This window comes from Nocardia sp. NPDC058058 (genome assembly GCF_042885355.1).
Lineage (GTDB): Bacteria > Actinomycetota > Actinomycetes > Mycobacteriales > Mycobacteriaceae > Nocardia.
In genome coordinates this window covers 1,588,417-1,609,446 of record NZ_JBHVSA010000002.1, presented here as the reverse complement: position 1 = coordinate 1,609,446, position 21,030 = coordinate 1,588,417, and the positions used below count along the sequence as shown (strand labels likewise).

General features: G+C 66.7%; 18 protein-coding genes. 12 read left to right on the top strand and 6 right to left on the bottom strand.

The features are described 5' to 3' along the window. The first annotated feature begins 69 nt into the window (after nucleotides 1-69). The 5 genes from rpsF (at nucleotide 70) to dnaB (ending at nucleotide 4,958) form a co-directional block, all read left to right on the top strand. Entirely contained in the window at nucleotides 70-360 is a 291-nt protein-coding gene (rpsF, locus tag ACFVUS_RS22060) for a 30S ribosomal protein S6 (RefSeq protein ID WP_330185601.1), read from the top strand. Nucleotides 361-464: 104 nt separating this feature from the next. Beyond that, nucleotides 465-1,031, top strand: coding sequence for a single-stranded DNA-binding protein (locus ACFVUS_RS22055; RefSeq protein WP_364636583.1), 567 nt, complete (start codon nucleotides 465-467; stop codon nucleotides 1,029-1,031). Between the two features lie 55 nt (nucleotides 1,032-1,086). Continuing rightward, a complete protein-coding gene (rpsR, locus tag ACFVUS_RS22050; RefSeq protein WP_067567655.1) occupies nucleotides 1,087-1,338 on the top strand; it encodes a 30S ribosomal protein S18 in 252 nt (83 codons plus the stop codon). A 17-nt stretch (nucleotides 1,339-1,355) separates the two neighbouring features. Then, the gene (gene rplI, locus ACFVUS_RS22045; RefSeq protein WP_364636585.1) at nucleotides 1,356-1,811 is read left to right on the top strand and encodes a 50S ribosomal protein L9; all 456 of its coding nucleotides are present in this window, start codon (nucleotides 1,356-1,358) and stop codon (nucleotides 1,809-1,811) included. 501 nt (nucleotides 1,812-2,312) lie between these two features. Continuing rightward, nucleotides 2,313-4,958 (top strand): replicative DNA helicase, encoded by a 2,646-nt coding sequence (gene dnaB / locus ACFVUS_RS22040; protein ID WP_387769109.1) that lies wholly within the window; start codon nucleotides 2,313-2,315, stop codon nucleotides 4,956-4,958. Between the two features lie 84 nt (nucleotides 4,959-5,042). On the opposite strand, the gene ACFVUS_RS22035 is transcribed toward dnaB, so the two are convergent. Further along, the gene (locus tag ACFVUS_RS22035; protein ID WP_387769106.1) at nucleotides 5,043-6,749 is read right to left on the bottom strand and encodes a cutinase family protein; all 1,707 of its coding nucleotides are present in this window, start codon (nucleotides 6,747-6,749) and stop codon (nucleotides 5,043-5,045) included. A 106-nt stretch (nucleotides 6,750-6,855) separates the two neighbouring features. Then, nucleotides 6,856-8,625, bottom strand: a complete 1,770-nt coding sequence (locus tag ACFVUS_RS22030) for a penicillin-binding transpeptidase domain-containing protein (protein WP_387769103.1) — start codon at nucleotides 8,623-8,625, stop codon at nucleotides 6,856-6,858. Nucleotides 8,626-8,687: 62 nt separating this feature from the next. Between ACFVUS_RS22030 and ACFVUS_RS22025 the strand changes: the two genes are divergently transcribed. Both ACFVUS_RS22025 and ACFVUS_RS22020 read left to right on the top strand, forming a co-directional pair. Further along, nucleotides 8,688-10,586 (top strand): DUF6301 family protein, encoded by a 1,899-nt coding sequence (locus ACFVUS_RS22025; protein ID WP_387769100.1) that lies wholly within the window; start codon nucleotides 8,688-8,690, stop codon nucleotides 10,584-10,586. A 26-nt stretch (nucleotides 10,587-10,612) separates the two neighbouring features. Continuing rightward, complete coding sequence (locus tag ACFVUS_RS22020; protein ID WP_387769096.1) at nucleotides 10,613-11,260, top strand: class I SAM-dependent methyltransferase; 648 nt, start codon at nucleotides 10,613-10,615, stop codon at nucleotides 11,258-11,260. Here ACFVUS_RS22020 and ACFVUS_RS22015 read toward each other — a convergent pair. Next, nucleotides 11,250-11,672, bottom strand: a complete 423-nt coding sequence (locus tag ACFVUS_RS22015; protein WP_387769093.1) for a winged helix-turn-helix transcriptional regulator — start codon at nucleotides 11,670-11,672, stop codon at nucleotides 11,250-11,252. The genes ACFVUS_RS22020 and ACFVUS_RS22015 overlap by 11 nt on opposite strands. Nucleotides 11,673-11,738: 66 nt before the next feature. On the opposite strand from ACFVUS_RS22015, the gene ACFVUS_RS22010 reads away from it, so the two are divergent. The 3 genes from ACFVUS_RS22010 to ACFVUS_RS22000 all read left to right on the top strand — a co-directional run bounded on the left by ACFVUS_RS22010 (nucleotide 11,739) and on the right by ACFVUS_RS22000 (nucleotide 15,908). Next, nucleotides 11,739-12,644, top strand: a complete 906-nt coding sequence (locus ACFVUS_RS22010) for an NADP-dependent oxidoreductase (protein WP_387769090.1) — start codon at nucleotides 11,739-11,741, stop codon at nucleotides 12,642-12,644. 81 nt (nucleotides 12,645-12,725) lie between these two features. Beyond that, on the top strand, nucleotides 12,726-14,261 hold the full coding sequence (locus tag ACFVUS_RS22005; protein WP_387769087.1) for an FAD-binding protein: 1,536 nt from the start codon (nucleotides 12,726-12,728) through the stop codon (nucleotides 14,259-14,261). 63 nt (nucleotides 14,262-14,324) lie between these two features. Then, nucleotides 14,325-15,908 carry a phytoene desaturase family protein gene (locus ACFVUS_RS22000; RefSeq protein WP_387769084.1) on the top strand — a complete coding sequence of 528 codons (1,584 nt, stop codon included), beginning with the start codon at nucleotides 14,325-14,327 and terminating at the stop codon, nucleotides 15,906-15,908. Nucleotides 15,909-16,017: 109 nt separating this feature from the next. On the opposite strand, the gene ACFVUS_RS21995 is transcribed toward ACFVUS_RS22000, so the two are convergent. Next, nucleotides 16,018-16,923, bottom strand: a complete 906-nt coding sequence (locus ACFVUS_RS21995; RefSeq protein ID WP_387769081.1) for a LysR family transcriptional regulator — start codon at nucleotides 16,921-16,923, stop codon at nucleotides 16,018-16,020. 61 nt (nucleotides 16,924-16,984) lie between these two features. Here ACFVUS_RS21995 and ACFVUS_RS21990 point away from each other — a divergent pair, with 61 nt between their 5' ends. Continuing rightward, on the top strand, nucleotides 16,985-17,629 hold the full coding sequence (locus ACFVUS_RS21990) for a flavodoxin family protein (protein ID WP_387769078.1): 645 nt from the start codon (nucleotides 16,985-16,987) through the stop codon (nucleotides 17,627-17,629). Here the strand turns inward: ACFVUS_RS21990 and ACFVUS_RS21985 are convergent. Then, nucleotides 17,624-18,544: a LysR family transcriptional regulator gene (locus tag ACFVUS_RS21985; RefSeq protein ID WP_387769075.1), complete on the bottom strand. Its 921-nt coding sequence runs from the start codon at nucleotides 18,542-18,544 to the stop codon at nucleotides 17,624-17,626. The two genes, ACFVUS_RS21990 and ACFVUS_RS21985, sit on opposite strands and share 6 nt — an antisense overlap. Nucleotides 18,545-18,777: 233 nt before the next feature. Here ACFVUS_RS21985 and ACFVUS_RS21980 point away from each other — a divergent pair, with 233 nt between their 5' ends. After that, nucleotides 18,778-20,256 carry a threonine/serine exporter ThrE family protein gene (locus ACFVUS_RS21980; protein WP_387769072.1) on the top strand — a complete coding sequence of 493 codons (1,479 nt, stop codon included), beginning with the start codon at nucleotides 18,778-18,780 and terminating at the stop codon, nucleotides 20,254-20,256. Here ACFVUS_RS21980 and ACFVUS_RS21975 read toward each other — a convergent pair. Further along, nucleotides 20,233-20,856: a GDSL-type esterase/lipase family protein gene (locus ACFVUS_RS21975; protein WP_387769069.1), complete on the bottom strand. Its 624-nt coding sequence runs from the start codon at nucleotides 20,854-20,856 to the stop codon at nucleotides 20,233-20,235. The two genes, ACFVUS_RS21980 and ACFVUS_RS21975, sit on opposite strands and share 24 nt — an antisense overlap. Nucleotides 20,857-21,030: the final 174 nt, after the last annotated feature.

Genomic DNA, 21,030 nt, shown 5'->3' with positions numbered 1-21,030 from the left:
CTGACGCAACGAACCCTCCTGCCACGGATCGTCCGTGGCCGTTTAAGCCCATAGGAGGTGATGAGGTCCGTGCGTCATTATGAAGTGATGGTTATCCTCGATCCGAGTCTGGACGAGCGCACCGTTGGCCCGAACCTGAACACCATGCTCGGCGTGGTTGGTTCAGAAGGCGGCAAGGTCGACAACGTCGACATCTGGGGCAAGCGTCGTCTCGCTTACGAGATCGCCAAGCAGGCCGAAGGCATCTACGCGGTCGTCAAGCTGACCGCCGAGTCCGCCACGGTCAGCGAGCTCGATCGCCAGCTGGGACTGAACGAGTCGGTGCTGCGCACCAAGGTGCTGCGCCTCGGCAAGAAGTAGGTCCTGCCCTCCCGCATGTGCGCTCACAATGCGTCGGTCTGTGTCTCTAGGCTGAGCGCAACAGGCGAGTGCACTGCGGACTGCACCGGATAGCAGGAGGAACCATGGCAGCAGGCGACACGGTCATCACCGTCATCGGAAACTTGACGGCTGACCCCGAGCTTCGATTCACGCCCGCGGGAGCGGCCGTCGCGAACTTCACGGTCGCGTCGACTCCCCGTGTGTTCGACCGTAATACCAATGAATGGAAAGACGGCGAAGCGCTTTTCCTGCGCTGCAACATCTGGCGAGAAGCTGCGGAGAATGTCGCCGAGAGCCTGACCCGTGGATCTCGGGTGATCGTGAGCGGACGACTGAAGCAGCGCTCCTATGAAACCCGCGAGGGTGAGAAGCGCACAGTGGTCGAGCTCGAGGTCGAAGAGGTCGGTCCCTCCCTGAAGTACGCGACCGCGAAGATCAACAAAACCACCCGTGGCGGTGGCGGCGGAGGCTTCTCGGGCGGCGGCGGACAGGGCGGCGGCCAAGGCGGCGGCGGTTTCTCCGGCGGTGGCAGCAGTGGTGGTGGCGGAGGTCGTGGCGGCCAGAGTGCCGGCGACGACCCGTGGGGCAGTGCGCCCGCGGCCGGCTCCTTCGGGGGCGGGCAGCAGATGGACGATGAACCGCCGTTCTAGACAACGGCTTTCGCAGGGAGCCTGAGAGCTCCCCCAGAATTACGGAGTAAAACCCATGGCCAAAGCACCGGCACGCGAGAAGGTGCTGAAGAAGAAGGCTTGCGCATTCTGCAAAGAAGCCAAGACCGGCACCGTCAACATCGACTACAAGGACACCGCGCTGCTGCGCAAGTACGTGTCCGATCGCGGCAAGATCCGCGCGCGCCGGGTGACCGGTAACTGCGTGCAGCATCAGCGCGACGTCGCCGTTGCCGTCAAGAACTCTCGTGAGGTGGCTCTGCTGCCTTACGTCTCCACGGCTCGCTGAGAAGGGAAGACACAGCAATGAAGTTGATCCTTACTGCTGATGTGGATCACCTCGGTGCGCCCGGCGACACCGTTGAGGTCAAGGACGGTTACGGCCGTAACTTCCTGCTGCCCCGCGGCCTGGCGATCGTCGCCACCCGTGGCGCCGAGAAGCAGGTTGCCGGCATCCGTCGTGCCCAGGACGCGCGCAAGGTGCGCGACCTGGACCACGCCAACGAGCTGAAGCAGGCCCTCGAGGGCCTGACCGGCGTGGCGCTGTCCGTCAAGACCGCGGGCACCGGCAAGCTGTTCGGTTCGGTCACTACCGCCGACGTCGCGGGCGCCATCAAGGCCGCCGGCGGTCCGGTTGTGGACAAGCGCAGCATCGAGCTGCCGAAGGCTCACATCAAGAGCACCGGCAAGCACAATGTCGTGGTGCACCTGCACCCCGATGTGGCTGCCAAGTTCGACCTGCAGGTCAACGCCGCCGAGTAATTTCGGCGTCAGAACGGAGGCCGCCTTCGTACTTCCGGGTGCGAGGGCGGTCTCCGATTCTTTTCTCCTGCGCTCTTGTTTGCCAGGTTGTGGATGGTTGAACAAACCAACCTTTCTCTTTGTGTGACAGCTCACAAACCGGTCCGGCACTGTTCACCGAACACGCCCGAAGGTGGACGTCCAGCGACACGCCGGAACGTTTTGATCCACAGTCGCCAACATTGAGAAATAGACCACTACCTGGCGGTTGTACACTCCAGCCGACTGTTGTCCCCAAGTAATCCACAGGGGGTGCACAACGGTTGGTGAACAACACCCACTTTATCCACAGGTGTATCCACAGGTCGGTTTGGCGAGTGCCTGTTCGGTCGCCTAGGTTCGCATCGTTGTCCTCATCACCACGCGCGTTTGCCCGCCGCGTGGCAGCCCGAATCTGTCGGTATGCAGGCGTAGAACGGTGAGGGATGTCGAATCCGGGCCGGAGGAGAGAGGACGGTCGAGATGGCAGTCATCGACGATCGCGGCCACGACGATAACGGACCCTCCGAGTACCGCGAAGCCCCCGGCGAGGATTTCGGCCGCCAGCCCCCGCACGATATGGCCGCCGAACAATCCGTCCTGGGCGGCATGCTGCTGTCCAAGGACGCCATCGCCGACGTCATCGAGGTCATCCGCCCCGGCGACTTCTACCGCCCCGCGCACCAGGCTGTCTACGACGCCATCCTGGACCTCTACAGCCGCGGCGAACCCGCCGACCCGGTAACCGTTTCCGCCACCCTCGACCGCCGTGGCGAACTCAAACGCATCGGCGGCCCCCCGTACCTGGTCACCCTGACCCAAACGGTCCCCACGGCGGCCAACGCCGGCTACTACGCCGAAATCGTCGCCGAGAAGTCCGTCCTGCGCCGCCTCGTGGAGGCAGGCACCCGCATCGTCCAGTACGGCTACGCCGGAGCCGACGGCCAAGACGTAGCCGAGGTCGTAGACCGAGCCCAAGCCGAACTCTACGAAGTAACCGAACGCCGCTCCAGCGAAGACTTCCTCCCCCTGGAAGAACTCCTGCAGCCGACAATGGACGAAATCGACTCCATCGCCAGCCGCGGCGGCATTTCCCTGGGCGTCCCCACCGGCTTCACCGAATTGGACGAACTAACCAACGGCCTGCACGCCGGCCAGATGATCATCGTCGCGGCGCGACCCGGTGTCGGTAAGGCGCTCGCGCTCGATACCCCGCTGCCGACGCCGACCGGCTGGACCACCATGGGTGAAGTTCAGGTCGGTGATCTATTGCTGGATGCCAACGGCAACCCGACCCGCGTGGTCGCCGCCACCGAGGTCATGTCCGGCCGACCCTGCTATGAAGTCGAATTCTCCGATGGCACAGTCATTGTCGCGGATGAGCAGCACCAGTGGCTGACCGATACCCGAGCCTCCCGGAAGTCCGCACAGGCTGCGGCGACCGGGTACAACCGGACGCGTAATCAGCGGATTTTCGCCGAGGTTCGAACCACGGCGGATATCTCGGCCACGTTGCGCTGCGAGACCGCGGATCGCCGTCTGAATCACAGCGTCAATAACGCCGCGCCACTGCAACTTCCGGAGCGCGAACTGCTGGTGCCCCCGTACACGCTGGGTGCCTGGCTCGGTGACGGAACCTCCGCGGCAGCACAGCTGACCACCGCAGACCCCGAAATCCTCAGTCGTATCGAGGATGAAGGCATCATCACGGTGCAGTCGAAGTCGGCGACACTGCGCTATCAGCTCCGCTTGCCGGCCGAGGATGCCATTCCGGCGCGCGAGTGCGTGGTGTGCGGCATCGAGTTCATTCCCTTCACCAGCGAAGTCCGCACCTGCGGACAGTCCTGCGGCGGCAAGGCCCGATTCGTCTCGGCCGCGGTACCCGCGCCGAGCTGCGCCATCTGCGGAGGGCCGTCCATCGGACTTCGCATGTGCCAAACCTGCCGCAACACAGTGGGTTCGGTGCAGGCGCGGCTGCGCACGATCGGCGTGCTCGGCAACAAGCACATCCCCGCCGACTACCTGCGCGCCTCGGAAACCCAACGGCGCGCGCTCTTGGCCGGGCTGCTCGATACCGACGGCACGGTGACCAAGGGCGGATCGGTTCAGTTCTCGGTGACCAGCGAACGCCTGATCCGTGATGCTGAGGAATTGATCGTCAGCCTCGGCTACCGCTGCCAGCTCTCGACCAAGCGCGTACGCGGCCGCACCGAGGAATCGTCGACGGCCTACACGCTGACCTTCCAGACCGAGGACGAGGTCTTCGGCCTGAGCCGAAAAGAACTGCTGCACAAGAAGCGTCGGGGCGCCGTGAACACCGCGCGCTCGAGTTCTCGCTTCATCGTGGACGTTCGCCCCATCGCGAGTGTCCCCGTACGTTGCGTGGAGGTCGCCAATATCGACCACCTCTACCTCGCGGGCCGAGCCATGGTCCCGACCCACAACTCCACGCTCGGTATGGATTTCATGCGCAGCTGCTCCATCAAGCACGGCATGGCGAGCGTCATCTTCTCCCTGGAAATGAGCCGCACCGAAATCGTCATGCGCCTCCTATCCGCCGAAGCCAAGATCAAACTCGGCGATATGCGCTCGGGGCGCATGAGCGATGACGACTGGACCCGGCTGGCCCGCCGCATGAGCGAAATCAGCGAAGCCCCACTCTTCGTTGATGATTCGCCGAACCTGACGATGATGGAGATCCGGGCCAAGGCCCGCCGCCTCAAACAACGTCACGACCTACGCCTCATCGTGGTCGACTACCTCCAGCTGATGAGCTCCGGCAAGAAGGTGGAATCCCGCCAGCAGGAAGTCTCGGACTTCTCCCGAAGCCTCAAGCTGATGGCCAAGGAATTGGAAGTCCCGGTAATCGCGATCAGCCAGCTGAACCGTGGTCCGGAACAGCGAACGGATAAGCGCCCCATGGTGTCCGATTTGCGTGAATCTGGATCGCTCGAGCAGGATGCGGATATGGTCATCCTGCTGCATCGCCCCGATGCCTTCGAACGGGACGACCCCCGTGGCGGCGAAGCCGACCTCATCGTCGGCAAGCACCGTAACGGCCCCACCGCCACCATCACCGTCGCCCACCAGCTGCACCTGAGTCGCTTCGTCGACATGGCCCGAGGCTGATCGACCCTCACGACAATGCCCTCCCCGGATTTGAAATCCGGGGAGGGCATTGTTTGTATTCGGTTGTCCGGTAAGGGCTTTGGGTTAGCGGTTGGGGGTGGTGGTGACCGTGGTGGTCGGGGGCACGGTTGTTGTGGTGGTGGGGGCCGTGGTTGTGGGCGGGGTGGTGGTGACGGGGGCCTGGGCCAGTACGGAATCCGTGGTCGTCGGGGCGACGGTGGTCGGAGCCGGGGTGGTGGGCGTGGTTGTCACGGGGGCGGGGGTGGTTGTGCCCGGGGTTGTGGTGCCCGGCGTTGTGGTGGCCGGGGTGGTTGAGCCGGGGGTGGTGGTGCCCGATGCCTTGGTGGGGGAAGTTGTTGTGGTGGGGGCGGCTTCGACGGTGGGCTTGGCGGCCTTGTAGGCGGCGGCGAGGTCTGCCGGTTCGGGCTTGGCGGTGGTGGTTACCGGTTCGCCCTTCTGGGCCTGCTGGGCGAGGTGGGTGAGCCAGGCGGCGGCGTATTCGGCTGAGGTCAGCGGCTTTCCGTTGGCCTGGTCGGCGTCTTTCCAGTAGTCGAAGTGGTGGCCGGTGTGGTCGGGGCCGAGGGTCTGCTGGTACGGGTCGCTGAGGATGACGGGGATCGTGTTGGTGTTGGTGACGATCAGGCCGACGATCTCGTTGAAGACCTTCTGCGGCAGGTAGGCCAGCGGCGACATGTCGTTGGTGGCGACGCTGTTGCCACCGGAGACGGGTCCGGCGGTGACGGCGGCGGCGCCGGGCTTGTAGGTGGGGGCGGAGACCTTGAGCAGCACCTGCAGGAAGGTTTCGTCGCTCTTCATCCAGTTCGGGTTGTTGCCGATGTACTGGAATGCCTTGAGCGCAATATCACCGAGTTTGACCGCGACGTCCTGACCCGTTGCGGGCGTGAGCCCGTCGTTCTGCAGCGAGTCGACATTGATCTGGCGGCCGACGTTGATGGCCAGCTGCAGCAGCGAAATGTTCTGCGGCGCAGAGCAGGTGAGGTCGCCGTCGGAACAGAAGGAGGCGATCTTGCCGTTCAGTTTGCCGAAGTCGCCGCCGGTGTCGGGCAGTGCGCCCTGGCCGCCCGCGCCCTTACCGCCGTAGTTGGTGTCGAAGTTGTCGGGGTGGTTGGGGTCCTGGGCGCCGATGAAGGTGCCGTCGCCCGCCTTGCGGCCCGGGTCGGCGAGGATGACGACGCCGAGCACCTTGTCGGGGTCGATATCGGTCTGCGAGTTGCCGATCTGCATGGCGACGCGGCGGACGACGTCCGAGCCTTCGCTGTAGCCGACGATGGAGTACTTGGTGTTCGGGCAGACCGAGGAGATTTCGCGCATGACCTTCTCGGTGTTGGCGACGCCGGCGGTGACGGCGGCCTCTTCCGAGTTGAGGTTGGCCGGGTAGGCGATGTAGATGGCGGCGTTGGAGTCGGAGCCGACGGCATTGCTGCCCGCGTTCACGACCGGGTCCAGCCATTCGCTCTTGTGGTCTCCGGACAGCGCGGCGGGCAGTTCATTGCCGTTGCGGTCGACCAGCATGGCGGTGGTGCCGGAGACGGGGGTGTCGTTGCGTCCGGCCACCGAAATGGTCACCATGTCATGGCAGTCCATGACCGATGAGGTGAGCTGCGTCTCGGTGGTGCCGGGCTTCGAGGTGATACCCCAGGAGGCCGCGATGGCCGCGACCAGCCCGAGTGCGGCGAGTGCCGCAACGGGTATCGCGGTGCGGCGGTTCTTTCCGAGGAACGATCGAATGCGCGCAAAATAAGTTCGAAGAGCCAATGTCCCGGTTCCCATTCCCATTCCGGTGGATGGATAGGCCCCCCGACGGGCCGTGATTCACCGTGGACGTCGGAATGGGGAAGGGAATCGTTACTGCGGCTATCGTTTCCGCTGCTAGAGGTCAGTGCGCGCGCAGCATGCGACCGGCGGCGTCGACGGCCGGGGTGGATGATCCGGCGTCATTGATGAACACCGCGAACGCGAGATCACCGGAGATTCCGACGAACCAGCCGTGCGCGTGTTTGTCATCGATGAATTCGGCGGTTCCGGTCTTGCCGAGCAGTCCGGGGATATCGGCCAATTGGGTGGCGGTGCCGGAGGTGACGGTTTCCCGCATCATGGTTTTGATCTGGTCCGCGATGCCCGCGGGCAGTGGTGCGGCGGCGTGGTCGGGGGTGCCGGGGCGGCCCTGCACCAGCACCGGGTTCGGCGGTGAGCCGTGTGCGAGGGCGGCGGCGACCAGCGCCATGCCGAATGGGGTGGCGGTGACCTTGCCCTGTCCGATGCCCTCTTCCACGCGCAGCGCGGAGGTGTCGGCGACGGGCACCTTGCCGGTGACGGTGGTCAGCGCGGGTGTGACGTAGTCGATGCCCAGGCCCAATTGGTTGGCGGCGTTGGTGAGTCCGTCGGGCGGCAGGTTCACCGCGAGCCGTCCCATGGTGGTGTTGCAGGATTTCGCGAAGGCGGTGTGCAGCGGCACGCTGCCGAGGTCGAAGTTGTTGTCGTTGGGGATCTGCCGACCTTCGATGTTCTCGGTGCCCGGGCAGGGCAGCACGGTGTCGGGGGTGACGGCACCGGATTGCAGTGCGGCCGAGACGGTCACCGTCTTGAAGGTGGAGCCGGGCGGGTACAGCCCGGTGAGCCCGATCGGTCCCTGGGCGTCGGCCGGCGCGTTCTGCGCGATGGCGAGCACGTCGCCGGTGGAGGGTTGCAGCGCCACGATGGTCGCGGCCTGCGGGATGGGCGCGAGCGCGCCTTCGGCGGCGCGCAGCAGCGCCGGGTCCAGCGTGGTGCGAATGTCGGTGACCGGCTTGGCGTCCTGTCCGCCGACCCGCTGTGTCCCGTCGGTGCCGCGCGCCCGCACGGCCCAGCCCGCGGCGGCGTCGTTCTCCTGTTGCCACAGGTCGGACAGCCCGGACCAGGATGGCGAGCTGAGGGTCTTGTCGGTGGTCAGTAGCCGATTCTGCGGAGCCAGCGTGACATTCGGCAGCGCGGACAGCGCGTCCTGAATCGGTGCGATATCGGCCGCGCGCAGCGTGACTGCGGTTATCGATTTACCCTGTGCGCCAGCCAGTTCCGTGGTCAGCGAGGCCGCGGTGATATCGGCGGCGACCGGTTGCAGCAGTGCGGCGACGGCCGCGGTGTCGACCCCCGGTGACAGATTCACCAGGGTGACGACCTGCTGTGTCATGAATTCCGCACCGGTGCTGTCGAGGATGCGGGCGGCGGGCGCGGGATCCACGGCGCTGTACGAGAGCGGCCCGATATCCAGTCCGGGTGCGACGGTGGCCGGATTCCAGTGGATCTTCCACCCGTCACCGGTGTCGTCGAGTTGCCCGTTCGTCGTGTACGTCCACGCGTTGTGCCCGTCCTTACCGAGTTTCCAGGTGCCGGTGAGGGTGAAAGTGCCGCCCCCGTCGGTCTTCTCGACCTTGCCGACCTGGAATTTCACATCCTTGCCGAGTGCGTCGTACAGGCCGGCGAGGGTGTCGGTGGCCTGTTTGCCGTCGGTGGTGGACGCGGCGGCGGCGGTGACGTCGTCGCGGCTGAGCGCATCGGCGAAACCGCTGACGGCGTCCTGCATCCGGTCGGCGGTCTTATCGCCGGAGCAGGCGGTGAGTGCGAGTCCGCTCGCGATGACCATTCCGAACAGTCTGGTTCCCGTGCGCATTGGCCCGACGGTACCTGCCGATCACGTGGTAAGCACGGACCTCGCGGGGCTACTGTCGCCACGTGGGTTTCGAGGTTCGGGTGGACAGTGCGGGCGCTATCGAGATCGTCCGGGCCGCAGTGCGGTTCGTCTGGGGCTGGGATGCGACCGATGTCCGGAGTTTCGCGCGCCGGGTGGGGTGGGACACCCCGGAGCCGGTGGGCACCATGCGGCGCGGCGCGGTGTTCTCCCGCACCGGGCTGAAGATCTGGTGGGATTCGGCCATGTTCTGGGGCAGCGGGCGGCGCCTCCAGTACGTGCGGGTGCCGGTTTCGGATTGTCCCGCGACCGCGCATCGGGAACTGCTCGCCGATGCGCTGGCGCGGGTGCGCGCCGCGTTCGTCGAGGTGTGGGGTGAGCCCGAATCGGGTGCGGGACCCGATGAGGGACCGTCCTGGGTGTTCCCGAATCTGCTGGTGGGTTTGACGATCGGCTCCGACACCGTGGATTTGATGCTGGTGAATCCGCTCGATCAGCGCTTCTGGATGGATAAGCGGCATGACGGCGCACGCAGGCGTGCGGGCCTGGGCGGCTGGGGCCGCTTCACCGAGGATCTGGCGGAGTATCTGGAATCGCTGGCCACCGACGCGCGCCTGGTGGTGACCGCGCCCGGCGGCCGCTACGTGCAGTTCGTGGTGGAGCCGGGCGAGTTCACCGGTGAGCTCAGTCGTAGCGAATTCATCGATCCCACTTGGCGATACGGCGTCGAGGTCGAGGATCAGCTGATGGCGCAGGGCTGGAAACCCTCCGAGGACGCGAACTGGTGGCGCACCCTGCCGCGCGATGCCGGGCGCACCGCCGTCAGTCATTTCGCGGCCGATACCGTGCAGGCGCTGCGCATTCTGGATGTGCGCGCGGTGACCGATCTGGTGGCCGACGCCTGGGTGGAGGGCGGCGAGGACCTCGATGTCACCCCGCTCGGTATTCCGCCGCATGCGACCGCGCGCACGCAGCGCGCGGAATTCCTGCGCAGCAACGCCCCATACGGTTTCGATATCGGCCCGTTGCGCGTGGATGTGCCCGGCGGTATCGAAATAGCGCGTGCCGCAAAGGATTTCGACTGGTCGTGGGCGCGCGCGGATATCGTCGCGTTCACCGAGCGCCTGGGCTGGCGACTGGAGGGCGAGCCCGGTCCGTCGGATCGCGTGGTGCACGCGAAAACCGAACTGCGGATCGATCATTCGCGCGCTCGCTACTGCTACGGCGGCGACCGTCTGGAGGCGGTGTGCATCACCCTCAGCGACAGCATCGAATCCCAACTGTACGAGGAGGGTCCGCCCGCCGAGGTGCGAGAACAGCTGACGGCGGCCGTAACTCGCGCGGTGGAGGGTCTGCGCGCCGAACTCGGCGCACCCGTGCACGGCACGCTCCGGCATGCGCACGGCCCGGTCTGGGCATCGAAGAATCTGGCGATCGGCATTGTGCCGGACGAGAATACGGTCGAGCTGTACCTGGTGAATCCGGCCGAACGCGGCCGTCAGTTGATCATCGAACAGCAGCAGACCGCCCGGCGCGCCGCCGAGCGCGAATGGCGGCAGTTCTTCGACGATCTCGCGGTGGTGGTCGCGGAGCTGCCCGAGAACGCCGAGGCCACCGTCGATGCCGGTGATCGCGGCACCGCGCATTTCCATCGCGACGCGGACGGCCTGCGGGTGAGCCTGGACGCCGAGGCCGGTCTCGGCCTGCATCCACGCATTACCGGGTTGATGCGCGCGAACGGCTGGCAGCGGCCCGAGGCGGCGCGCCCGGTGTGGCGGTGCGGCCTGTATCGCCCCGCGCTGTACCGGGACTTCCGGCATTTCGTGGAGTTCGCGCTGTGGCCGCTGCGCACCCGCATGGGCCCGTACACGGTATTGCGGGTGCGCTCGGGCGCGGAAGATCACGATCTGCGCACCCCGTCGACGGGGGCTACCGGCTTCTGACCGTGCGCGGCCATAGAGTCAGAGTCATGACCACCGAGATCGACGATGTCCGGGTGACCAGAGAAAGCTATGACGAGATAGCGGAGCTGTACACGAACACTTTCCAGGAGGGTATCGAGGAGAATCCCTTCGATCGGGCGATGCTCGATATGTTCGCCGCCTCGGTGCGTGCCGCCGAAGCCGAGCCGGGGTTGATCGCCGATCTCGGCTGCGGTCCGGGCCGTGCCGCACGCTATCTGGATGTGCTGGGGCTCAATGTCTTCGGCCTCGACCTATCTCCCGAGATGATCACCCGCGCGCAGTCCGCGCTGCCGCATCTGCGGTTCGAGATCGGTTCCATGGAGAGCCTGGATCTCACCGATGCGTCGCTGAGCGGAATCGTGGCCTGGTACTCCATCATTCACACCCCGCCGCACCGAATCCCGGCGCTGCTGGGCGAATTCGCGCGCGTGCTGCGCCCGGGCGGTCACGCCCTGTTCGGTTTCCAGGCCGCCGACGAATCGCGCGGTATCCAGGAGTACGACCACAGGGTCACCACGTCCTACCGCTGGGCCCCCGATACCCTGGCGGCGACCCTGGAGGACCTCGGTTTCACCGTGACCGCGCGCATGTCCCGCACCGCTCGCGAGGAAGAGCGCACCCCGCAGGGCTATCTGCTGGCCGTCAAGAACTGAGCGGTTCCACCGGGCGCGCCGCGCGCTCGTCGAATTCGGCTCGGGCGCTGGTGATTTCATCCACGTGCGCCAGCGCCCACTGCCCCATGGCATGCGTGAGCTTTCCGAGGTCCGCCCCGATCGGGGTGAGTGAGTATTCGACCCGCGGCGGCACGGTGGGATAGACCGCGCGGCGCACGAGTCCGTCGCGTTCCAGATCGCGCAGGGTGCGGGTGAGCACTTTCTGGGTGATGCCGTCGAGGCGGCGGCGCAGTTCGTTGAAGCGGACCGGGCCGTCGTTCGCGCGCAGTACGCCCAGAACCAGCAGCACCCATTTGTCGGCCAGCACCGCCAGCACATCACGCGCGGGGCAGCGTTTGAGATAGTCCTCCACCAGATTGGTGGATTCTTCCACGTCGAAGACGGTATCCATCGGGTACCTCGGGATCTATTTAGTGCCTTCTTCCCAGAAGATACTACCGGCCGAAGAATCATGGACATGAAAGCGATCAGTCAGAACACAGTCGGCGGACCGGAAGTTTTGGAAACCGTCGAGATCGAACGGCCGGTCCCCGGTGCGGGTGAGGTCCTGGTGCGGGTCGCCGCCACCTCGGTGAACGCGGCGGACTGGAAGCTCCGCAACGGCAGCATCGATGTGCTCGGACCGCCGCCGTTCACCCTGGGGTTCGACGTATCCGGGACGGTTGCCGAAATCGGGGACGGGGTAACCGATTTCAGTATCGGCGATGAGGTTTTCGGGATGGCACTGAGCCGTTCGGGCACCTACGCCGAATATGTGGTGACCCCGGCGGACAATCTGGCTCCCAAACCCGCGAGCCTGCCGCACACCGCGGCCGCCGCGTTGCCGACGGCGGTGCTCACCGCATGGCAGGCATTGGCGAAAATCGAACCGGGACAACGGGTGCTGATCCACGCGGCCGCCGGTGGCGTCGGACATCTGGCGGTGCAGATCGCGAAACACCGTGGCGCGTATGTGATCGGCACGGCGCAGGCGGCGAATCACGAATTCCTGCGATCGCTCGGCGCGGATGAGGTGATCGATTACCGGACAGTCGATTTCACGACGCTGACCCCGGCGGTCGATGTGGTGTTCGATCTCGTGGGCGGCGATTACGGTGACCGCTCACTGTCCATCCTGACCCCGGAAGGTCGCCTCATCGACGCCCAGCGCGACGGCGTCCTGGACGATCCGCGGTTCCACCGGCACTACGTCGCCCCCTCCGGCGCGGATCTGCGCGCGCTCACGCCCCTGCTCGAACAGGGTCTGCTGCGCGGTGCGGTCGAGCGCGTCATGTCCCTGGCCGATGCCGCCGAAGCGCATCGGCTCAGTGAATCCGGGCGGGTGCGCGGCAAGATCGTGCTGCTGCCCTGGGTTGCCGCCTGATTCCTGGCCATCGGGACGTTCCTGTGCGAGGCTCGCGCCCGCGCCTTACCGTCGGGCGTAGGCGAGAACAGGGAGTTTGTGGTGACGTACTGGGACAATGAGGTCGATGTGCTGGTCGCCGGTTCGGGCGGCGGCCTGGCCGGGGCGTATACGGCGGCGCGCGAGGGACTGACGGTGCTGCTGGTGGAGGCCACCGAGAAATTCGGCGGCACCACCTCGTATTCGGGTGGCGGTGGGGTGTGGTTCCCGTGCAATCCGGTACTCCGGCGCGAGGGTGTGGATGACACGCTCGAGGACGCGCTCACCTACTACCGGGCCGTGGTCGGTGATCGCACGCCCGCCGAATTGCAGGAAGCGTATGTGCGTGGCGGCGCGAAGGTGATCGAGTATCTGGAGAGCGATGAGAGCATCGCGTTCCAGATGTTCCCGTGGCCGGACTACTACGGCAAAGCACCCAAGGCGCGGCTGGACGGTAAGCGCCACATCATCCCCAAACCGCTGGCCGCCAAGAAGCTCGGCGAGCTGAGCGCGTCGATCCGCGGACCGCTGGGCACCGACCGCAATGGCGAACCGCAGCCGGACTATCTGATCGGCGGGCGCGCGCTGGTCGGCCGGTTCCTGCTGGCAATGGGCAAGTACCCCAACGCTTCCCTGCGCTTGAACACCGCGCTGGTGGAGCTGGTCGTCGAGGATGGCGCGGTGGTCGGCGCGATCGTCGAACAGGACGGGGAGCGCACCGCGATCCGCACCCGCAAGGGAGTGCTGTTGGCGGCGGGCGGTTTCGAGGGCAATGACGAACTGCGCCAGCGCTTCGGTGTGCCGGGTGTCGCGCGAGACACCATGGGGCCGTGGGGAAATGTCGGCAAAGCCCATGAGGCCGGTATCGCGGCGGGCGCGGACACCGATCTGATGGATCAGGCGTGGTGGTCGCCGGGTCTGATCCACCCGGACGGGCGCGCGGCGTTCGCGCTCTGGTTCACCGGCGGCGTTTTCGTGAATCAGGCCGGGGAGCGGTTCGTGAACGAATCCGCGCCGTACGACCGGCTCGGCCGGGACATCATCGAGGCGATGGACGCCGGAACCGTGACACTGCCGTTCTGGATGGTCTACGACGACGCCGACGGCGGCGTACCGCCCATCAAGGCCAGCAATGTGCCGATGGTGGAACGCGAGAAGTACCTCGAGGCCGGACTCTGGCACACCGCCGACACGCTGGAGGAATTGGCCGCGAAGATCGGCGTGCCGGGTGATGCGCTGGCGGCGACGGTGGCCCGCTTCAACGAACAGGCCGCCGCCGGGGCGGATCCGGACTTCGGCCGCGGCGACGAGGCCTACGATCGCGCCTTCTCCAACGGCGAATCCCCCCTCACCCCGATCGTGCAGGGGCCGTTCCACGCCGCCGCCTTCGGCATCTCCGACCTGGGCACCAAGGGCGGCCTGCGCACCGACACCGTCGGCCGCGTTCTCACCGCCGACGACACCCCCATCCCCGGCCTCTACGCGGCGGGCAACACCATGGCCGCCCCCAGCGGCACCACCTACCCGGGCGGCGGCAACCCGATCGGCGCATCGGTGCTGTTCAGCCATCTCGCGGCGTTGGATATGGCGGCTCGCTGACAACCTCGTCATCCGTTGCGGGATGGCGGAGAGTTCCGGCATAGCCGGGCTTAGAGTCGATTCATGAGTGACGAGACGGCTCCGGGCTTTCCCGCGCGCGGGCGGTACGACGTGGTGGTGGTCGGCGGCGGGCACAATGGCTTGGTCGCGGCGGCGTATCTGGCGCGGGCCGGGCGGTCGGTAGCGGTGCTGGAGCGGCAGGATCACACCGGCGGGGCGGCCGTCTCGTCCCGGGTGTTTCCGGGGGTGGACGCACGGCTGTCCCGGTATTCGTATCTGGTGAGTCTGCTGCCGGAGCAGATCGTGCGAGAACTGGGGCTGCGCTTCGAGACTCGGAAGCGGCGCATCTCGTCGTATACGCCGGTGGGTGCGGGTGGGCTGCTGGTGGACAACGGGTCCGAGGCGCAGACGCGGGAGAGTTTCGTTCGAGTCACCGGTTCGGACAGGGACTTCCGGGCGTGGCAGGATTTCTATGCCCGTACCGGGGCGCTCGCGGAGCGGGTCTTCCCGACCCTGACGCAGCCGCTGCCCAGCAGGGACGAAATGCGCGGCACCGTCGCTGATTCCGAGCTCTGGGAGTCGGTTTTCGAACGGCCACTGGGTGACTGGGTGGAGCGCGAGTTCGCCGACGACACCGTGCGCGGTGTGGTGCTCACCGATGCGCTGATCGGCACCTTCACCCACGCGCATGATCCGTCGCTGCTACAGAACCGCTGCTTCCTCTATCACGTGATCGGCGGCGGCACCGGCGACTGGGATGTGCCGGTCGGCGGGATGGGTGCGCTGACCGACGCGCTCGCGACGGCCGCGCGGACGGCCGGGGCGGAGATCATCACCGGTTGCGCGGTGACCGGTATCGAAACCGACGGCGGCACAGCGGAAGTGGCATTCACCTCGGGTGAGGGCAGGGCGGGCGCGGTCGCCGCCCGGCAGGTGCTGGTGAACGCCGCACCCTATGAACTCGCGAAACTACTCGGCGAACCCGCCGAACGCCCCGAGGGCGCACAGCTCAAGATCAATATGCTGTTGCGCCGCCTGCCGAAACTCCGCGATACCGCCGTCGATCCGGCCGATGCCTTCGCGGGCACCTTCCATATCGCCGAATCGAGTTCCCAACTCGCCCGGGCATATCGGGAGGCCGCCGCCGGGCAGCTCCCCTCCGCACCGCCCGCGGAAATCTACTGCCACACCCTGACCGATCCGTCGATCCTGTCGCCGGAATTGCGCGCCCGGGGCGCACACACCCTCACCCTCTTCGGTTTGCACACCCCCGCAAGACTTTTCGCCGACGACCCGGAGGGCGCGAAGGCCCGCCTGGTCGAGGCCACCCTCGCCCAACTGGACGCCGTCCTCGCGGAACCCCTACGCGACTGCCTGGCCCTGGACGGCGACGGCAACCCCTGCCTGGAAGCGAAATCCCCGGTCGACCTGGAACGCGATATCGGCCTCCCCGGCGGCCACATCTTCCACCGCGACCTCGAATTCCCCTACCTCCCAGTTGATTCCAGCGACTCCCCCGCCGCCCGCTGGGGCGTCGCCACCGCCCACCCCAACATCCTGCTCTGCGGCGCGGGCGCGATCCGCGGCGGCGGCGTAAGCGGCATAGGCGGCCACAACGCCGCCATGGCAGCCCTGGAAACCACCTAGCCCCTCGTCATCCCGGCATGCTTTTGGCCGGGATCCACACCGGCCACACACCAACAGGTTTGGTGGATCCCGGCCAAAAGCGCGCCGGGATGACGGGGTGCGGGGCGCACTATTGTCCCGACCCGGCGGCGCATACCTCTAAGCAGCAGTGAATGAAATCGCTGACCAGCGGCGGAGTCTCGGCCGAGGCGGGCCAGGCGACCGCGACGCGGCTCGGGCCGATGCCGCGCACCGGCCGATACACGATGCCGGGGCGCGGGTAGTAGCGCGCCGACGAGGCCGGGGTGAAACTGAGCCCGAAGCCGTTGGCGATGGCGGTGAGCCATTCATCGGTGTTGCGGGCGATGGCCCCGATGACCGCGGTACCGGCGGGCCGGGCGTCCGCGCCGATCCAGAAGTCGCGCCACCAGCCGTTTTCCGGTGGTGAGGCGACGAATGGCTCCTCCCATACTTCCCGGAAGTCGATTTCCGGGGCGGCGGCGAGCGGATGGTCCGCGGGCAGCGCCAGCCAGCGCGGTTCGGTGAACAGCTCCCGGGCGCGGAAGCGGTCGTCGCCGGGAAACGGTAGTCGCACCAGCGCCGCGTCCACATCCCCGTCGGCGAGTCCGGCACTGGGGTCGGTCCAGCCGACCTGGCGCATATCCACCCGCCAGTCCGGGTGCGCGCGCCGGAAGGCCGCCACGATCTCGGGCGTGAATTCGTTTGCGGCACTGGCGATGAATCCGACCCGCAGCACTTTCCCGGCCCGGCTGGCATCGCTCTTGGTGGCGCGCAGCATGCGATCCCATCCGGCGAGCAGCTCCGGTGCGTGCTCGGCGAATACCCGTCCGGGTTCGGTGAGTGTCATTCCGGTGCGCGATCGGGTGAAAAGCTGCACACCGAGCTGGTTTTCGAGTAGCCGGATCTGTTTGGTCAGCGCGGGCTGGGATACGTAGAGCCGTTGTGCGGCCCGGGTGAGATGACCTTCCTCGGCGACGGCGACGAAATAGCGCAGCAGCCGAGTGTCGATATCCATTCCCACAGGTTATGAATGCGGGTATTGGACGCCGAATCCGCCCCCGGCGAGGCTGAAAATCATGAACAACAGCGAATTCACTTCCCCTCCGAGCGTTGTCGTCGCCTATCACTCGGGTTGGGGACATACCGAGGTACTCGCCGCGGCGGTAGCGGACGGTGCACGGACGACGGGCGCACGCACCCGCGTGGTTCCGGTGGACCGGATCACCGAATCGGACTGGTCGGCGCTGGACGAGGCCGATGCCATCGTTTTCGGCAGCCCCACCTATCTGGGCGATGTGTCGGCCGGGTTCCGAACGTTCGCCGAGGCCACCTCGCGCCGCTGTTCGGAGGGCCGCTGGCGGGACAAGGTCGCGGCGGGCTTCACCAATTCCGGTGCGATGAGCGGTGACAAACTGCATTCGCTTGTCTCGCTGTCGATTTTCGCCGCGCAGCATCACATGCACTGGGTGAACCTGGGTTTGACGGCGGGCTGGAATTCCAGCACCGCGAGCCGGGAGGATTCGAATCGCCTGGGTTTCTGGCTCGGTGCGGGCGCGCAGACGAATGTCGATCTGCCGCCGAATGCCATGTCCGAGTCCGATATTCGCACCTGCGCCGTACTCGGCGAGCGGGTCGCGCGGCTGGCCGCGCAATTGCGGCGGGGCCGGGCCGAGGAGCCGGGCCGATCTGTGCCGGGCGTGAATAGCGCCGCGTTGCTATGAGGTGCGGCGGCCGTCGCCGGCCTGATGTCCCATGATGTCGGTGCAGCACCGAATGAAGTACCGCACAATGGGATCCGCTTCGGAGGCGTCCGGCCACACCAGTGCGACGCGGGTCTGCGCGATGCCGTGCACGGGCCGGAACACCACGCCCGCATGGGCATTGGCGGCGGCGGTGGAGGCGGGGGTGAAGCTGACGCCGTACCCGTTGGCGATGGCGCGCAGCCATTCGTCGGTGCTGCGGGCGATGGCGCCGATGATGGCGGTATCGGCGGGTCTGGCGTCCAGGCCCATCCAATAGTCGCGCCACCACCCGGTTTCCGCGGGTGAGGCGACGTAGGGCTCATCCCAGAGTTCGCGGAAGGCGATGTCCTCACGCTGGGCGAGCGGATGGTTGTCCGGCAGTGCGATCCAGCGCGGTTCGGTGAACAGTTCCCGGACGTAGTAGCCGTCCTGGCCGGGGAAGGGTAGTCGCAGCAGCGCCACGTCCACATCGCCTTCGTCGAGTCCGGCGGTGGGGTCGGTCCAGCCGCCCTGGTGGATGTCGACCTGCCAATCCGGGTGCAGCCGGTGGAAGACGCGGATGATTTCCGGGATGTGCCCGTCGGCGGCGCTGTGCACGCAGCCCAGGCGCAGTACGCGCGCGGCGCGGCTGGCATCGCTCTTGGTATCGCGCAGGATGTGGTCCCAGGCGCCGAGCAGTCCCGGAACCCGGTCGGCCAGTACCTTTCCGGCGGCGGTCAGGGTCCAGCCCGCCCGGGAGCGGATGAACAGTTCCACGCCGAGCTGCTGTTCGAGCTGTTTGATCTGGGTCGCGAGGGCCGGTTGGGCGACATGCAGGCGCTGCGCCGCCAGCGGCAGGGACTCGGTGTCCGCGACCGCCAGGAAGTAACGCAGCAGTCGCGTGTCGATATCCATGCACTCAGGTTATGGACGCTGCAACCGATAGGCATACCCCGGCTTTGAAGGCCGGGACGGGATTGACGGTTCTGTCACACCGCCAATGCTCGCAGACGAGTCGTTCCAGGCGAACCGGATTACCCAAGGTGGATGTCGTCGTGAAACCCCGCACGCCACCGACCAGTCGGTTAGTTGCGCGCTAGGGTGAATTTGCCAGAAAGTTGCCAACTCGAACGGGCGAAAGGAGGCGCATGGACTCGGACACCCCCGACCACCCGCAACCGGAAAATCATCAACCCCAGCACCGCATCGCTCCGGCCCCGCGCCCCAGTAGCGGCCGTCTGTACGGGGCCACCCGCCGCGCCGCCGGTTCCATGGATCGCTGGCTGCGCCGGGTCAGCGCCAGCGGACCCGAAGTGCCCGCCGAGGACGCGCCCGAACCGGAGGAGCCGCCCGTCTCGGCCGATCTGCTGGATCTGCTGCGGCATATGGGCGTCGCGCTCATCGCCTCCGGCGAGACCACCAATCAGGTGCAGCGCATTCTCGATGATCTGGCCCGCCGCTACGATGCCGATGAAGTGCACTTCTTCGTGCTGCCCACCGGAATCTTCGTGCGCGTGCATGATTCGCGCGGTTCGGCCGTCGATCTGCTGGACGCCTCGGTGGATACGCTGCGACTGGATCAGATCGCCGCGCTGTACAAGCTGATCGATCAGATCAAGAACAAGGTGCCCCCGCCACCCATGGCCACGGCCGCCCTGGCCGCGATCCTGCGCTCACCGCCGCCGACCGCGGTGTGGCTCATGCTGCTCGGCAATGTGGTGCTCACCCTCGGCCTGGGCCTGATGCTCAATCCGACCGCCAATGCCCTGCTCGGCTATATCGTGATCGGCCTGGTGGTGCAGTTGCTGATCATGCTCGCGGACCGGATGCCGCTGCTGTCCCTGGGTTTGCCGGTGGTCGCGGGCGGCGCGGTCACCATGCTGGCCTTCGGTTTTCCGCACGCGCTCGGCGGCGGCAATCCGCAGCAGCTGCTGGTGCCGGGCGTCTCGGCGCTGCTGCCGGGCGCCACGCTCACCAACGGTTCCATCGAATTGGCCACCGGCTCGATGGTGGCGGGTGCGAGTCGCACCATCTATGGCCTGAATAAATTGTTCCTGCTGGCGTTCGGCGTTTTCATCGGATTGCAGCTGCTGGGCCCGAATCATCCGAATCCGCCCGAGCATATGCATCAATTGGGTTGGTGGGCCCCGATTCTCGGTGTGCTGCTGATCGGGTTCGGGCATTCCTGGCGATCCAGCGCACCGCCGAAATCACTGCCCTGGCTGCTGGTGGTGCTGTACGCGGCGTTCGCGGCGCAGAAGCTCGGCGTGCAGATCGGCGGGGGGCTGCTGGGGTCGTTCCTGGGCGGCATGGTGGCGGTGCCCGCGGCATATCTGGTGCAGCGCAATCGGAATGCCCCGCCCACCCAGGTGACGTTCCTGCCCGCGTTCTGGATGCTGGTGCCCGGCGGCATCGGGCTCACCGGTGTCTCGCAACTGGTGGCCGAATCCAATGCGAATGGTCTGCACGTGCTGGTCACGACCACGCTGACGGTCGCCGCCATCGCGCTGGGGGTACTGGTCGGTTCCGGTATCGCCGCCAAGCGGCCGCCGCAGATCACGCCGGTGGTGGATCAGCTGCTCGGCCCGGACACCGGGCGGCATTCAGCGAACCGTCGGAAGTCCTGAACCCGGATCGGCCAGCCACAGTAGCCAGTGCGGTGCCAGCAGTGCCGCGAATTCGTCGTAGCCGGTGGCGTCGGGGTGGTAGCCGTCGCCCGCGGCCACCTCGCGCATCCAGATCGGATTGGCGCGCAGTGGTTGGTGCACACGCAGATACCGCGCGTCGAAGGCGTCGCAGACTTCGGCGAAGCGCAGATCCAGAGCCAGCAGTCGCCGATTGTGATCCTCGTCCACATTCGGCGGCGGTGCGACCACCATTGTCTGCCAGCCTCTTTCCCGCGTCCCGCGCAGAATGGCGGCGAGGTTGTCCGCCGAGACCCCGGGATCGACTCGGGGATGGCCGTTCTCGTATTGCGAATCGTTGACCCCGGTGGAGATGACCACCCGGCAGTCCGCCCCGGCGGGTAATCGCGGGGTGCATTCGGCGGCCCAGCGCGCTCGCAACTCGGTACTGGTCTCCCGGCGAATTCCCAGGTTGTAGTAGTTGAGCGGCTGTCCGGCCGCGGTGGCGCGCACCGCGAGACGGCCCGCCCAGCCCAGGTGTTTTCGGTCGCCGATCCCCGCTACGAAAGACTCGCCGAGAAAACACACACGCAGATCGGGCACCACGCGTCGATCCTCGCACGGGGCTCCGGCGGCCCCGCGCCGAACCTATTAAGCAGGAATAACCGCGACGACGCGTTCGGCGTGGCGGCGGGGTCGTCCCGCTCGGAGGGCGCGACGGGTTACGGTAACCGGGCACCACCACCGCCCCGAGCCGACCATGGGACCGCAGTCGTT